12 protein-coding genes and 1 pseudogene are annotated in these 15,325 nt (G+C 37.9%); 8 read left to right on the forward strand and 5 right to left on the reverse strand.

Going from position 1 to position 15,325, the window contains the following annotated elements:
• Positions 1 to 4: 4 nt before the first annotated feature.
• The 4 genes and pseudogenes from ATS75_RS12195 to ATS75_RS12210 form a co-directional block, all read right to left on the reverse strand.
• A complete protein-coding gene (locus ATS75_RS12195; RefSeq protein WP_058560696.1) occupies positions 5 to 1,816 on the reverse strand; it encodes a tyrosine-type recombinase/integrase in 1,812 nt (603 codons plus the stop codon).
• Positions 1,813 to 3,057 (reverse strand): tyrosine-type recombinase/integrase, encoded by a 1,245-nt coding sequence (locus tag ATS75_RS12200; RefSeq protein WP_058560697.1) that lies wholly within the window; start codon positions 3,055 to 3,057, stop codon positions 1,813 to 1,815. Before ATS75_RS12200 ends, ATS75_RS12195 begins: the two co-directional genes overlap by 4 nt.
• A 119-nt stretch (positions 3,058 to 3,176) precedes the next feature.
• Positions 3,177 to 3,548, reverse strand: a pseudogene (bcp, locus tag ATS75_RS12205) (thioredoxin-dependent thiol peroxidase); the annotation flags it as partial.
• 10 nt (positions 3,549 to 3,558) lie between these two features.
• Positions 3,559 to 4,092: a glycine cleavage system protein R gene (locus ATS75_RS12210; protein ID WP_058560698.1), complete on the reverse strand. Its 534-nt coding sequence runs from the start codon at positions 4,090 to 4,092 to the stop codon at positions 3,559 to 3,561.
• 343 nt (positions 4,093 to 4,435) lie between these two features.
• Between ATS75_RS12210 and bamC the strand changes: the two genes are divergently transcribed.
• Both bamC and ATS75_RS12220 read left to right on the forward strand, forming a co-directional pair.
• The gene (gene bamC / locus ATS75_RS12215) at positions 4,436 to 5,497 is read left to right on the forward strand and encodes an outer membrane protein assembly factor BamC (protein WP_058560699.1); all 1,062 of its coding nucleotides are present in this window, start codon (positions 4,436 to 4,438) and stop codon (positions 5,495 to 5,497) included.
• Between the two features lie 67 nt (positions 5,498 to 5,564).
• On the forward strand, positions 5,565 to 6,953 hold the full coding sequence (locus ATS75_RS12220; RefSeq protein WP_058560700.1) for a YjiH family protein: 1,389 nt from the start codon (positions 5,565 to 5,567) through the stop codon (positions 6,951 to 6,953).
• Between the two features lie 69 nt (positions 6,954 to 7,022).
• Here ATS75_RS12220 and ATS75_RS12225 read toward each other — a convergent pair whose 3' ends face one another.
• Complete coding sequence (locus ATS75_RS12225) at positions 7,023 to 9,392, reverse strand: GGDEF domain-containing protein (protein ID WP_058560701.1); 2,370 nt, start codon at positions 9,390 to 9,392, stop codon at positions 7,023 to 7,025.
• Between the two features lie 222 nt (positions 9,393 to 9,614).
• On the opposite strand from ATS75_RS12225, the gene pyrC reads away from it, so the two are divergent.
• The 6 genes from pyrC (at position 9,615) to ATS75_RS12255 (ending at position 15,317) form a co-directional block, all read left to right on the forward strand.
• Positions 9,615 to 10,667: a dihydroorotase gene (pyrC, locus tag ATS75_RS12230; RefSeq protein ID WP_058560702.1), complete on the forward strand. Its 1,053-nt coding sequence runs from the start codon at positions 9,615 to 9,617 to the stop codon at positions 10,665 to 10,667.
• A 308-nt stretch (positions 10,668 to 10,975) separates the two neighbouring features.
• The gene (locus ATS75_RS12235; protein WP_016707789.1) at positions 10,976 to 11,185 is read left to right on the forward strand and encodes a cold-shock protein; all 210 of its coding nucleotides are present in this window, start codon (positions 10,976 to 10,978) and stop codon (positions 11,183 to 11,185) included.
• 392 nt (positions 11,186 to 11,577) lie between these two features.
• Positions 11,578 to 12,189, forward strand: coding sequence for a response regulator transcription factor (locus tag ATS75_RS12240; RefSeq protein WP_058560703.1), 612 nt, complete (start codon positions 11,578 to 11,580; stop codon positions 12,187 to 12,189).
• Between the two features lie 462 nt (positions 12,190 to 12,651).
• Positions 12,652 to 13,422, forward strand: coding sequence for a DUF3450 domain-containing protein (locus ATS75_RS12245; protein ID WP_058560704.1), 771 nt, complete (start codon positions 12,652 to 12,654; stop codon positions 13,420 to 13,422).
• Between the two features lie 6 nt (positions 13,423 to 13,428).
• Positions 13,429 to 14,793 carry a MotA/TolQ/ExbB proton channel family protein gene (locus ATS75_RS12250; protein ID WP_058560705.1) on the forward strand — a complete coding sequence of 455 codons (1,365 nt, stop codon included), beginning with the start codon at positions 13,429 to 13,431 and terminating at the stop codon, positions 14,791 to 14,793.
• Positions 14,793 to 15,317, forward strand: coding sequence for a MotA/TolQ/ExbB proton channel family protein (locus ATS75_RS12255; protein ID WP_058560706.1), 525 nt, complete (start codon positions 14,793 to 14,795; stop codon positions 15,315 to 15,317). The genes ATS75_RS12250 and ATS75_RS12255 overlap by 1 nt, the downstream gene beginning before the upstream one ends.
• Positions 15,318 to 15,325: the final 8 nt, after the last annotated feature.

Consider the following 15,325-nt stretch of genomic DNA (forward strand, 5'->3'; position numbering starts at 1 on the left):
CCACCTAAATAAGCTCAGTTGTTTCTACATAAAGAGATAGTCTTTCAGCGTCGTCGAGCTCTTCTAATCCGAATTCTGACATTGATGGTTCTAGGATTGAATTTAAAAGTACTAGGTTACTTTTTATTACATGGCCAAATGGAGTATCTATAACCCTGCTATTTTGAATTTTAATGAGGTAATCACGTCTCATTGCGAAAAGCTTTGGTAAATCTGTTTTGGTTATGATCACATTTGGACAACTGAGGCACATATTATAAGTACTACACGGCTTGCCTGGGATGTAATTTTTGAGGGCTTTCACAGATTCAGGCGGGTCAAAAATATTTTTACACGTTGCCAAAGGGGTTGATATGGGCAATCGCTCTTGGTTATTTACTTTTTTACTAGGTTTACTACCCACCGAAGAGCTTATATTGCTGTGAAGCTCTATTAATTTATCTCTTATTTTTATTCTTGCGATCTGCCCAAAATCATGAATATCAAGGTATCGCATTGTTGTATGTAGGTTTCTATGCCCCATTAGTAACTGTATTTCTCTAATTGAAACTCCTTCTTCTAGTAGGTCGCTAACAAATGTAGGTCTAAACCTAGTTGTCTCTAATATCTTTTCACTATCTGCATGTTCTAAAATTTGGTTTTTTTCTCTAAATGTGTTTAAAGCTTTATTTAAGTAGTTGCTATTTGGCAGGTTTCTTATTAGCCCATTATGAGTTTCAAATAGCCACAGTTTATTTTTTTGTTCAGTTGAGGACTTTTCTCGGAGTACAGATGTTAGTCTCGTAACAGTATTAAAAATATCTTTTACATGGGTTCCTTGGCTATGGGTTAGCCACTGAAGGTTCGCTTTAAAAATATCTAAGTGGTATGACTTTTGACCATTAGAACGTTCCTTCCAATATCTAAGACATGGTTTGCCAGTTGCAGGGTGCTTGTCTACCAGATCATCCAGTTCAAGAGCATAAATTGACTCTACATTCATACCTGTTATTTGCATTAGCTTAAGTAAAAATGGAAGTAAATGGTTCATTGTGACTTTGTATAAAACGCCCCAAGCCTCGTAAACATCTTGATAGCACGCACCATTACTACTGATTATTTCGTGGAAGGTACTTTCAACGAGCGTTTGACGAAAATTATTTGAGGTACTTATGGGTGTGCAAGCCATTTTATTTTCAAAAAGCCAACGAGCATCTTCTAATGTAAGAGTGTCGTAATCTTCTATAGTAAGCTCACCGTTTTCATCAATAACTTCTGTGCCACTACCTGATTTTTGATAAGGTTGAAGAAGTTTTGAAACTTGGTTCATTTCACTTTCTATTGCTTTTGTAATTTTTTCCTTATCATCTTTATTGTAGGGTTTGTAGCGCTCAGTGACTCTTGTGTAATAGCAAAATGAGCTGGGTAAGTAAAATCTTTCGAAATTAGGAACATTAATGTCAATAGCTTTGTTTAAAACGTTCTTGTAAGTACTTTGTAAAACGTTTGCATAACGGTTATGTATTTTTTCATCTAACATGCAGCGTTTTAAATAAGCATGAAATTCATCTAATGAGAACTCATTTAAAACTTCGCCAAGGTATACAGGCTGCTTACTCAGCTTTTCGCTAATCTGTCTTGAAACATGTCTAAAAGTGGACTTTACATCGTTACGATAAGAATTACTTACTTTAACTTTAAATACTGATGTGAATAAGTGCATTAGTTGTCGATGCGGAGATGCATTAGTTGGTTGAGCTAAGTCATCAAAGCAGTTTAGTGGCATGGTGAGTAACTCATCCCATTCATAAACCCATAAATTAGCTGAACGCTTCATTTCTTGTCCTTAAGTGATATTTTAAGTATCGTGCTTTTAACAAGCCGATCCATCCTATCCGCTTTGGTTAATAATTCACCGTCGCTATTAGTTATTGTTTTATATAGTTCTGAAGGTATTTTTGTGTAAACTTCAGTGCTACTTAAGAATGCATGGCCAAGTGATTTTTGCACTACAGCAAGCCTGTCCACGTAGGTTTGTCCTATGTCAGGTGATTGAAGTAAATCGTATGCGTAACCATGCCTTAATTTGTGCGGTGACATAGGCTTGGATAGCATACCTTTCTTTAATGCACGCTCTGATAGTCTATCCAATAGCTTAGACAGGCATTTGGGGGTAATCGGGCGTCCTTCGGCATTAAAGAATGCAGGGGTTTCTGATAGGGATGAATACTTTCTTGAATGCTTTTTGTATAGGGGGGAGGCATGGTATCTCATTATACGGTTTAAAACAGCTCGACTTACCAAGGTCATTCTTTGCTTAGTATTGTTATGTCTGCCTTTCACACCTTGTATAGAAAGTGGGGCGTAGGGTGATATTACTGGCATGTCCGTATTTTGGTGTATCAACTTTTGACTATTAAACTCTATAGCATCTTCTATATCTTGTTTGGTTATGTTTAGTAACTCTGATCTTCTAACCCCAGAATCAAAAATAAACTGAATAATGAGCCTTTCACGCTCAGAGCCGGTTTGTATTATTAATTTTGTTAACTCATCTAAAGAGCATGAAATGACAAGCTTTTGCTTTACGGGCCCACTTATTAACCCATTTGAATACGGGCTTTTCTCAATATATGCGTTTCGTAGCTCGTGATTTTGATAGAGGAATTTGTGGATGAATGCTTGAAGTGTTGCATCTCGATTTCGCACTGTTGCAGTAGATAAATCATATTTAGTTCTTAATTCCGCTAAATATTCTTCGATAACAAATTTTGATACCGTAAGGAATGCTTCATCAAGCTGAGTTTTTTGAAATTCTTTCCTATTTTTAAGATAAGCCAAAAAATAACTCAGATTCTTAGCGTACGTTTTTGCCGTGTGGCGGCTTATTTTGTTGTTTCGGAAGCTATAGGATAGAAATTCAGAAATTAATGGGAGTACTCTCATTTTTTCATCTAATGCAACTACGCCACTATGAAGCTTGTTTACAGATAACCAGACTCCTTCATCTTCATTCAATAAAGACTTTGATAGATCAACGTATTCATTAGCGACAATATAAGAACTGAATTGATCCATAAAAACTTACTTTATCCATTAAGACTGTGCAGTTTTTAATCGTAGTAGTAAAATTGAGTTTTAGAAAGGAGGGATTAACTTTTTAATATGTAGTGTGCATAATATTAATGGGGGTATAAATGGATCCCGTCATATTCTTTGCCCATAAACTTTTTATATCCCCATACACCAAAAGCTTCAGCAATTGCATGATCCTCATCAGAGAGTAAATCAAAATTTAATTCTTTTTTGGTCTCAAAGTTTTTTAATCGCTTAACTGGATCTGGGCTTATACCCACAACGCGGGTATTGAGTTTAGCAAGCTCACTTTTTTCATCACGTAGATTTTCAGCTTGCACTGTACAACCAGGTGTTGATGCCTTTGGATAAAAGTAGACTAATACTTGCTGTTCTTTAAGTAACTCAGAGAGTGTGATGATTTCACCATCTTGATTTTGTAGGCTAAATGCGGGTGCATCATCACCTGCATTTAATGGATTAATTAAGTTCATATTATTCTCCTTATCGAATACGTCTAAAAATATAATCTACATTTAGTGTACGAGAGAGTGTCTCGAAAGCGATCTTAAACTCATCAATATTTACATCGATGGGAATATTAAACTCAATTTCACATCGCATCAATGTACTGGCTTCATCAGCATATGTGTCTGACTTTAAAGAGCAGATACTTATTTGACTATCAGCAAAATAGCGTGTCACTTTACTTAATGTCCCAGGCGTATCGATACCTGTATATTCTAAAGTGTAACCAGCACAAAATTCAGACTGAGTATGGCTTGAAGTGCGTTTCATCATGGTTAATAAGCCAAGTTCCATACTTTTTACAGGCAAAGTATGTTCAATGCGGCTAATTGCTGACATGTCGCCGGCGAGTAGCATGATGAATGTGAATTCATTACCTAAAATAGCGATACGGCTATCAATGATATTACAGTGACAATCGCTGACCAATTGAGTTAACTCACTCACAATACCTGGACGATCTTCGCCAATAGCAGTCAATACGATTTGATGATTTGAAAAAGCAGTCATGAATTCAAGTACCTAGGTTATATTAATAATAACAGCTTCAGTGAGCTAAACGAGTAAATGTAAATGCACGGCGGCGAAGTTTAGCACAAATTGGCGTTTAAACTACAACCCATAGTAATTAAGCCGTATTAAAGCGCAGTGTTTCTTGTTTTTAGTGGCATGGGAAAGTAACATAGTCAAAATTTTGCATAGCCACTGGTCTATTTTAAGTTAATATCCAATAAATGGGGCATGCATCAAATAAGAAATGTAGGGTTAATCTTGACTTTACACTGAACCAAATCGGTATTACCCACTCATATACTTGTTAAAACAATTAAGGGTATGCTAAGGAGAATTATCTGTGCAGTATTGGATCCCAAAGGCGCTTACGGTAAGTGTGTTGGTTAGTTTATCAGGGTGTGGTGTGTTTACTGATGAAGCACACCATAAGCGTAATTATAAAGCGGGTGATCCGGTTGTGGTGCCTGGTGAACTGGCGCAACCGAGACAAGATCCAACTTATAAAATGGAAGTGGCAGAATATGATAATAATCCAGATTCAACAAATTATCGTCCTCCAGCTCAGGTTTTGACCGTTGCTAAAGGGAGCTGGGTTGAGGAAGGTGATAAGCTTCCACGTATCTATTTTGATAAAAATGATGGTATAACAGAGCTTGATCAATTTGTATGGCAAGCAGTGCAGAGTGTGCTGTTAGAGCGCCAAACAAATGCCATGAATTTTGATCAGCAAGCAGGCACACTTGAAACGGGTTGGTATGCAATCATTCAACCAGAAGAAGGGTGGTTGTGGGATAGCGCTAAAGAAGTATCACAGCAGCGATTTCTGTTTACATTGGATCAAAAATCACATCAAAGAACGGTTTCTTTACGCAGTGAGTTGGTTGACTATAAAAGTAAAAGTGAAAAGCTAACACCTTTATTGCAACAGCAATTAGAAGTGCGCGCTCTAAATCAAGTTATTGCGGAGTTTGACTATTTGTATCGTCAACTAGAGCTCGAGTTACGTAAAAAACAAGGCATCATCTCGTTGGAAATGGGCTTTGATAACAAAGGTAATGCCGCACTAGTGACTGAGCAAAGTTATGACGACGTATTTGATCGCTTCTCTGGGTTTTTAGAGCGTCTTTCGTTCACTATCGTAGAAATTGATCAAGAACGAGGTTTGATTACTGCTGATTACACCAAGCCTGAGTCAAGTGTATGGGACTCTATTTGGGGTGAGGATGTTGCAGAATTGCCTGTAGTGAACGGTCAATATCAAATATTAGTTAGTCGCACCAAAGAAGGTGGCACTAGTTTAACGTGGATGGATGACCAAGGCGCTACACTAGAGCCAGGTACAATGAACGACTTACAGCAAGCGTTAGAGAATGCTTTACGCCAACGTGGTATAAAAATTTAATAACAAATAAAAAAGTTAACACAAAAAGAGCACTTCGCTCTTTTTGTGTTTTTAACAGGTTGAAACTATGTCACAGATAAACTCGCCCACACCGAAGCCGGATGTAAAACAGCGTAATTTGAAAGTGTGGTTCACTTTTCTAATTCCGTCATTAATTGGTGTTTTCTTATTTATGACACCTGTTCCATCAGGTGAAATAATGACTATTCCAATTGCGGTGATGGCTAAAGGGATTCAAACGGCATTTAACGACTTTGCACTGGGCCTGATTGCGACTATTATCTGCATTACCGGTGTAATGTCGTTGCTGTTCAGTGTTTTAAAGCCCAAGATGTTAACCAAATTTCGCTTGTTAAATCATTTGTTTAATGTGAGTTGGATTTGGCTAGTAACGCGCTTGTTAGGCACTGTATTTGTACTAATGACTTACTACCAAATAGGTCCTCATGCTATTAATTCTGAGAACACAGGATTGCTAGTCTTAAAGGACTTATTACCCGTTTTATTTTCTGTCTTTATATTAGCCGGTTTGTTACTGCCGTTGCTGTTGAACTTTGGCCTGCTAGAATTAGTAGGTACATTACTGACTAGAGTAATGCGTCCATTGTTTGGTGTCCCAGGGCGTAGTGCTGTGAACTGTGTTGCGTCATGGTTAGGTGATGGGAGTGTCGGTATATTGATGACAGCCCGTCAATACGAAGACAAATATTACACACAACGAGAAGCCGCTGTTATTGGCACGACCTTTTCAGCTGTGTCTATTACCTTTTGCTTGGTTGTAATTGGCCAAGTAAAGCTCGAGTATTTATTTGCACCTTTTTACTTAACTGTCTGTCTAGCTGGTGTTGTCGCAGCGATTATCGTACCAAGGCTTCCGCCGCTTAGTTTTAAAAAAGATGTATTTATCGATGGAAAAGAGCCAGATGGAAACGCTGAACTTGTTCCCGAAGGTAAAACTCTTTTTAAACATTCGCTTGATGTTGCATTAGATAAAGCTGATAAAGCCCCTGGCATTAAAGGGACTATTGAAGAAGGTATTCATAATGCCTTAGATATGGTGTTTGCAGTATTGCCTGTTGTTATGGCAGTGGGAACATTCGCATTAATTATTGCCGAATATACGCCTATATTTCAATACTTAGGTATGCCATTTATCCCATTCCTTGAATTGTTACGTGTGCCTGAAGCAGAGGCGGCTGCGCAAACAATTATGGTCGGATTTGCTGATATGTTTATTCCATCCATATTAGCAGCAGGCTCTATTGAAAGTGACGTAACGCGCTTTATTATTGCGGCAATGAGTGTCACACAGTTAATATACATGTCAGAAGTGGGTGCGCTGTTATTAGGCAGTAAAATCCCTGTGAATATTTTTGAACTCTTTATTATATTTATTCTAAGGACGCTTGTTACTTTACCGGTCATCGCGTTCATGGCACATTGGTTGGTAGGGTAGCACCTAAAAATAGATACAAAAAAGCCCTGAGATACCTCAGGGCTTTTTTGTATCTATCAATTTTACGTATTACAACGGGTGATCTATCAAGCTTATTGCTTCAAGGGCAGGCAGCGGCTTTGACTTTAAAAAGCCTTGTCCAAAATCACATTGGGTATTTTGTAATATAGATAATTGCTCTTGTGTTTCTATTCCTTCTGCAACAACATCTAATTTTAATGATGAAGCGAGTGATAAAATAGCACCAACGAGCGGGTTAGAGTCACCTTGTAGGTTATCTATAAAGCTTTTGTCAATTTTAAGCACATGTATAGGCAGTTGGTGTAAATACCCGAGTGCGGAGTACCCTGTACCAAAATCGTCCAAACACAGTTTTACTTTTAAAGGGGCGAGGCCTTCGATGATTTGAGTGGCCAATTCTAAGTTTTCAATCAATCCGGACTCTGTTATTTCTAAACATAATGAGCCCAACGGTAATTGGTATTTATTATAAATTGAATGGATCTGTGGTACAAAGTCAAGGCTGGCAAAGTGCCTTGATGACACGTTTACAGTAACTCTTAAAAAACGTTTTTTTTGTGATATCCACGCCGCGATTTGTTGTGCTGCTAGATCGAGTAAGTGCAGATCTAAATTAATTATTTGCCCCGTATTTTCGGCGACAGGGATAAAATCATTCGGTGGAACAAACCCTTTTATAGGATGGTGCCAACGAACTAACGCTTCAAAGCCGATTATTTCATTACTTTGAATCGTAAATATAGGCTGGTAGTAGAGTTCAAATTCATTATGCTCAATACCATGTTGGAGGTCATTTTCTATATCAGCGTGTGTTTTGAGCTTTTTACGCATCGTGCCGTTAAAAAACCTTACTTGTCCACGGCCTGATGACTTTGCTTCATACATGGCGGCATCAGCGTGTTGAAGTAATTGATACGCTTTATCATCGCTACTTTGAGTAAACGCAACACCTATACTGGTTGATGCTTGAAGTAAGTGACCATCGACGTTAATAGGCTGAGATAGAACGGCTTCGATTCTTTTTAATGCTTCGTTTACTTGGTTTTTATGGCTAATATTTTCCATGAAAATGGCAAATTCATCACCGCCTAACCGAGCAAATGTATCAGTATTACGAATAGTCCCTTTTATTAACTCACAGATTGCAATTAAAAAGTGGTCTCCGACCTCATGGCCCAAGGAATCATTAATACTCTTAAAGCGGTCAAAGTCCAAATACAGCAAGCAGTGGCTAACTTTTTTAGGCTCTCGGGCTAGCTTTAAGATAGCATGCTTCATTTTTTCAATGAGCAAAGAGCGGTTTGCTAAACCTGTTAGCTCGTCGTGTAACGCTCTGTGTTCCAGTGCTTGACGAGAAAGCTGCCTATCAATTGCCATGCTAATTTGTCGGCTAACGTAGGTTAATATGTTTCTATCATGCTCGCTATAATGATATTTCGCTTGGTAGCTTTGAACGACGATTACACCCGTCGTGTGGTCGTTTACATCGAATGGCACACCAAGCCAAGATTCTGAAGGTCGTCCTACCATTTTAAAGTGTCCAGCATCTATGTGCTGTTGATACTCGACTTTGTCCAATAATAATGATCGCTCAGCACTAAGCATATAATATGATGCAGTATGTTTTAGTTGTTCTTTAGATACTTTTTTATGTGCGTTTGAACGCACGCCTTCTTCAATAATATAAACAATTTCAAGTACATCTATATTTTTATCATACAAGCCAACTAAAAAGTTATCAGTTCTAAGTAAGCTCGTCATCACATTATGAAGAGATTCTAAGAATGTATCTAAATCGCTTGCTTGGTACGTTAAATTGGCAATTTGTAATAGAGTGGTTTCTAGCTTTTGTGCATTATTAAGTTGATTAACCGTTTTTTGCAGGCTTTTTACAGTGCGTACCTGATTTATTTTTGCGCTTAACAAATGCGCTACCGTTGTCAGTATTTCAAGGTGAGCGTCAGTGAAATAATTGCGAGCAGGGTGTTCACAGTCGATGACCCCTAGCACTTTTGAATTATATATAAGAGGGACGCACAACTCTGACATGGCAGGGCGCGCATCGGCTATATAGCGAACGTCAGAACTAACATCCCCAATTATCACTGCCTGCCCAGTTGTGGCAACATAACCTGTGATACCTTGATTAAAAGGTATCACATTTTGTTCAATGTAATAATCAGTTGCAATAGGTGAAACGCCCATAGCTGCAACTTCATGAAGGGTCTCGTTTAAGTCATTGGCAAGGTAAATAACGCAATCGACAAAACCTAAGCGCTTTACAACTTGTGTTGTGACGTACTCAAACAATTCATCGAGTTCATCAAGTTGCAAAAGACTGGATGAAAATTGATTAATAATACTCAATTGTTCAGTTTTGAGTTCTAGTGCGGTAGGAGAGTCTACATTATTCGACATAAATTAGTCTGAAGCTGTTTATATTTTTAGTTATAGGCATACGTTAACTTAATATTAACTCTGGTACAAAAAATAAATTAAAAACATATATTACAGCTGTAAAGAGTAGTACACATTGGTGTGATATCAACCAAAAGGTTGAAATAAACAAATTGAGGATATTACTTTACTCAGTTGCTTCATATGCCTATGATCAGCTAAATTCACCCGTGGAACTAAGTAATGTCAAATCAAGAAACTCAAATAATCCCTACTTTAACCCTTACGCGTCCGGATGATTGGCACGTACACTTACGTGATGGTGACCAGCTAAAAGATACAGTACGTGATATCAGCCGTTATATGGGTAGGGCAATCATAATGCCTAATCTAGTACCGCCAGCAATATGTACTGAGACAGCACTTTCTTATAGAGATCGTATTATGGCTGCTGAACCTCAAGGTAACTTTGAACCGTTAATGGTATTGTATTTAACAGATAATACGACTGCAGAAGAAATAAAAAAGGCACATGCAACGGGTAAGATTGTTGCTGCAAAAGTTTACCCTGCTGGTGCTACAACGAATTCTGATTCAGGTGTTACTTCAATGAAGAACATTTACCCTGTTCTTGAAGCAATGCAGGAAGTTGGTATGCTTTTGCTTATTCACGGTGAAGTTACAGATTCATCAATCGATATCTTTGATCGAGAAAAAGTATTTTTAGAGACAATCTTATGTGATGTAGTTAACGATTTCCCTAAACTAAAGATCGTTCTTGAACATATTACAACAAAAGATGCGGTGGAATTTGTCAATAATGCGTCAGATAATGTGGCTGCAACAATTACCGCGCACCACTTGCTTTATAACCGCAATCATATGTTAGCAGGCGGCATTCGACCTCATTATTATTGTTTGCCAATTTTAAAGCGTAACACGCATCAGCAAGCACTCATAGAGGCTGCAACAAGCGGAAGTAATAAGTTCTTTTTAGGGACTGATTCAGCACCTCATTATAAAGATAAAAAAGAAGCCGCATGCGGTTGTGCAGGCGCGTATACTGCACATGCAGCCTTAGAGCTTTATGCTGAGGCATTTGAAGATGCTGGTGCATTAGATAAGCTTGAAGGGTTTGCGAGCCATTTTGGTCCAGATTTTTATGGTTTACCTCGCAATACAGATACCGTCACGTTAGTAAAACAACCATGGACTGTACCTGCAAGTTATCCGCTGGGGGGAGATCATGTTGTCCCTATAAAAGCTGAATCAGTAATTGATTGGCAAGTAAAATAGAAAGTTAATTATTAACTGATATTATATTTTTAGCCTTTATATTAACCAGTTATGCTGTGTTAGCCTTATAAATACACAGCATATAAAATATTTTTTAATTAATAGAGCTAAAACGATTATATTGTGTTAATCTTAACTTGCTTTGAGTTTTTGCGTATAGAATTTACGGATATTGTGCGGCGTGTAAGGTTACCGGTTAATGGTTTTGCTTCTTCCTGTACTATACCCATGGTTTTTTGGGCATTCACTCAGGGAGGATATAGCCAATCTGGCTGAATTTTAATTATTGACTTACAGGAAAATTTAGTATGTCAAACACGGTTACTGGTAAAGTTAAGTTCTTCAACGAAGCTAAAGGCTTTGGTTTTATTGAACAAGAAAATGGTCCTGACGTATTCGTACATTTCAGCGCTATTACAGGCTCAGGTTTTCGCACTCTAAGCGAAGGCCAACAAGTGTCTTTCGGCATCAAGCAAGGCCAAAAAGGCCCTGAAGCTGAGAACGTAGAAGTAGCATAATTTATTATGTGAACCTAAGTTCATCTTGGTGAAACAGTTCTCTGTTTCACCATAATTTCTTCTTAATCACTCCAATCATTTCTCTCCATACTAAATTATTAAATATTTTTTTTTCTTAAGTCATTATTTATGAAATTCGCATCCTGAGTCGTTTAACCCTGTATCAAACTTGTTAAATTGGTTATTCTCGCACCTTCATGTAAATCTTCAATAGAGATTGTTAACTTTACAATCAGTTAGTTTGTTTTATCCTCACTTATACTCACACTATAATCTTTCTTTATGCTGTGAAAATTAAGGTTAATGCAGGTTAATTTATTCACGCTATTAATAATCAGGGTTTACACTAAGGTAAAGTAATTAGAAATACTAAGTTAAAGGTTTGCTAGTAAATGAATACAACACATGATGTACTAGTTGTTGATGACCATCCTATGGTGTGCGCGGCTATTAAAACAGCGTTAAGCAAATCAGCTTTAGTTAATGATATCTATGCGGTAGCAAGTCAGAAGGCGGCGCTTGAACACTTAAGAAAAAATCAATGTGATCTGATTATATTAGACATCGAATTGGAAGAGTCCGACGGATTTAGTTTATATAAACGAGCGCTTCTAGATGGATATAAAGGGCGAGTTTTATTTTTATCTGCAAAACAAGATAAACATATTATTAGGACGGCGGCCAAACTTGGCTCGCAGGGATTTATAAATAAGGCCGAAAGTCTTGAGAATATTACGTCTGCCGTTGAATTGATTTTAAGAGGTTTTACTTTTTTTCCTCAAGAGGATCTTTTATCGCATGACAAAGATATCGACCAAATTTTAACGGAGCGAGAGCTAACAGTAATGAATTACTTAGTTGAGGGAGCCTCAAATAAGGATATTGGAGAAAAACTGTTTATTAGTAATAAAACCGTTAGTACATATAAAACAAAAATATTCGAGAAGTTAGGTGTTGATTCAGTCATCTCCTTGGCTAAACTCGTAAATAACGATTCTTTATAATACATATACTGTAAAGTTCAATTCACATTGCGCGTAATGAAACCTAAAAGGTGGCAAGTATTGTCTAATTTGTCATCTTTAGCTGAATAAAAACGCTTTTTTAATGAATGATTAGACCTTCTTTAAATTTTTTTCAATTTTTTATTACACCCTCAATATAATTATAAAATGTTACATTTATGTTTTGTAATTTTTTTCATATCTCAAAATCGTTATGAGCAGTGGTCTTTGTAGAATGCTTTACATGATCATTGTTACAATTGTGTTAATCCTTTGTTTTTTTGTATGTTAGCTAAAATTATATATGACAATTTATTTATGGTTAAATCTAAACATCAAGTTGACAGCGTGCAATGCATTTAGCATTATTGGAGGGTTGATATCTATTAAAAGATATCAGGGTTGTCTCCTTCGGGGGGTAATTAAATTATAAAAGTAACATTACTTAATTGGTTGGGAACTATGTCTGTTAAAATCAGAAAGAGTCTTGTAGCAACTGCGTTGGTTGGCGCATTTGCATTTGCAAGCAGCAATGTGATTGCAGATCCTTTGAATGACGTGCAAAAAGCAGGTCAGCAAATTCAAAAGGCTGCGGTTAAGTCTCAAACTAAAATTGACAACGTATACGGTCAAACTCAAGAGCTAATTGCTGAGTACCGTGGCATTGTTGATGAAACTGAGCTTTTGAAAGTCTATAACGATCACGTTGCACGTTTGGTCGCAGACCAAAATGCACAAATTGAATCGTTTGATCGCCAAATCGCGACTATCGACAATACTAAACAAAACGTTGTGCCTTTGATGTATCGCATGATCGATACGCTTGAGCAATTCATCAAAGCGGACGTTCCGTTTAACATCGAAAATCGTTTAGCGCGTGTTGAAAGATTACGCGAAACTATGGTTTCTTCTTCTGTTACTACTTCAGAAAAATTCCGTCAAGTACTTGAGTCATACACTATTGAAGCTGCATACAGCTCATTAGTTTCTGCTTCTCAAGGTACGCTTGAAATCAATGGTAAAACAATCAACGTAGATTTCGGTCAACTTGGTCGTATCACTTATGTTGCTCAATCATTTGATCTGAAGCATGCGTGGGTTTGGGATAACAACACTAAACAGTGGAAAGAATTAGGTGAAGAGTACCTAAAACCTGTTAAAGAAGTTATTCGTATGGCGCGTAAGCAAGCGACATTAGAACTTGTTAAACTACCAATCTTTGGCGCGGAGTAATCAATAATGAAGAAACTATTTAAAGGTTTTGCTGTTGCAGCAGTACTATCTGTTTCTGCAGGTACCGCGCTAAATGCACATGCAAACACTGATGCTCTTGACAAAATTCTTGAGCAAGTTAAGCAAGAGCGTATCTCTGAAGGCAAAATCAATAAGCAACGTGAGCAAGAATTTCTTTCAGCTCGTGCTGATAAGCAAGCGTTACTTAACAAAGCTAAAAGCGATTTATCAAGCGAGAAAGCACGTGGTGATCGTCTTACTAAAGAATATGCACAAAATGAGAATACTTTAGCGGAAAGAGAGCAAGCTCTTCAAAACGCTCAAGGTACTCTAGGTGAGATGTTCGGTGTTGTTCGTCGTGCTGCTCAAGATGCAATCGGTTCAATCGAAGCATCACTTGTATCTGCCGAAAAGCCAGGCCGTGCTGAAATCTTACGTTCATTAGCTGCGGCTAAAGAATTACCAACAGTTCGTGAATTAGAAGAACTTTGGATTTCACTACAAACTGAAATGACTGAATCAGCTAAAGTTTCAACTTTTGAAACAGAAGTTGCAGGTCTTGACGGTAACTCTTCAGTGAAAAAAGTAACACGTATTGGTAACTTTAACTTAGTTACAGACGATGGTTACCTAATCTACTCACCAGAAACTAAGTCTATCCAGCCTCTAGGTAAGCAACCAGATGGTTACATCCTTGCTGGTATTGATGATTTAGCAGCTACTTCTGCGGGTGAATACGCTGGTGTTTACGTGGATCCAACACGTGGTGCTATCTTACGTATCAATACACAGAAAAAATCTTTGATGGAATATTACCATCAAGGTGATGTAGTTGGTTATATCATCACAGCTTTACTAGGCTTTGGTTTATTAATCTTCTTAGTTCGTTTTGTTGATTTAACAATTACTACGGGCAAAATTAAGAGCCAGCTTAAAAACGTGTCTACACCGAATGCAAATAACCCATTGGGCCGTATTCTTAAAGTGTACCAAGAGAATAAAAACCAAGACGTTGAAAACCTTGAGCTTAAACTTGATGAAGCGATTCTTCGTGAAACGCCACGTATCGAAGCTGGTATCAACATCATCAAAATCCTTGCTGCAATCGCGCCACTACTTGGTCTACTAGGTACGGTAATCGGTATGATCTTAACGTTCCAAACAATCACATTGTTCGGTACAGGTGATCCGAAGATCATGGCAGGTAACATCTCTCTAGCACTTGTAACTACTGCGCTAGGTCTAATTGCTGCATTACCACTTATCCTTCTTCACGCTGTTGTAGCGGGTCGCAGTAAGTCGGTACTACACATCCTTGATGAGCAAAGCGCGGGTATCGTTGCTACTCACGCGGAGAAGGAGAAAGCCTAATGCTAGTCCTGATGGAGATCTGGGAATCTATCAGGGATTTTGTTGGCACAGGCGGCCAGGTTTTATACGTGGTCGCGATAGCACTCTTTCTTATGTGGGTTTTAATGATTGAGCGCTATTGGTTCTTACTTTCTGAGTTTCCTCGTATGACGAAGGAAATTGTAGGAAAGTGGGATGCCCGCCAAGACACTACGTCTTGGTACGCACACAGAATCCGTGAAGCATGGATTTCTGAAGCGTCTGAAAAATTAGATCAGCGTATGTTGTTGATTAAAACATTAGTAGCTATTTGTCCTTTAATTGGCTTACTAGGTACAGTAACAGGCATGATTTCAGTATTTGAAACTATGGCTACACAAGGTACTGGTAACGCACGTTTAATGGCATCTGGTATTTCAATGGCAACAATCCCAACAATGGCTGGAATGGTTGCGGCACTATCTGGAGTTTTCTTTAGCTCACGCCTTGAGGCAAGAGCGAGAATGGTGAAAGCCAAACTTGTAGATAGTATGCCTCATCACTAGAGAGAGAA

It is taken from the genome of Pseudoalteromonas sp. H105 (genome assembly GCF_001469215.1).
Taxonomy (GTDB): Bacteria; Pseudomonadota; Gammaproteobacteria; order Enterobacterales; family Alteromonadaceae; genus Pseudoalteromonas.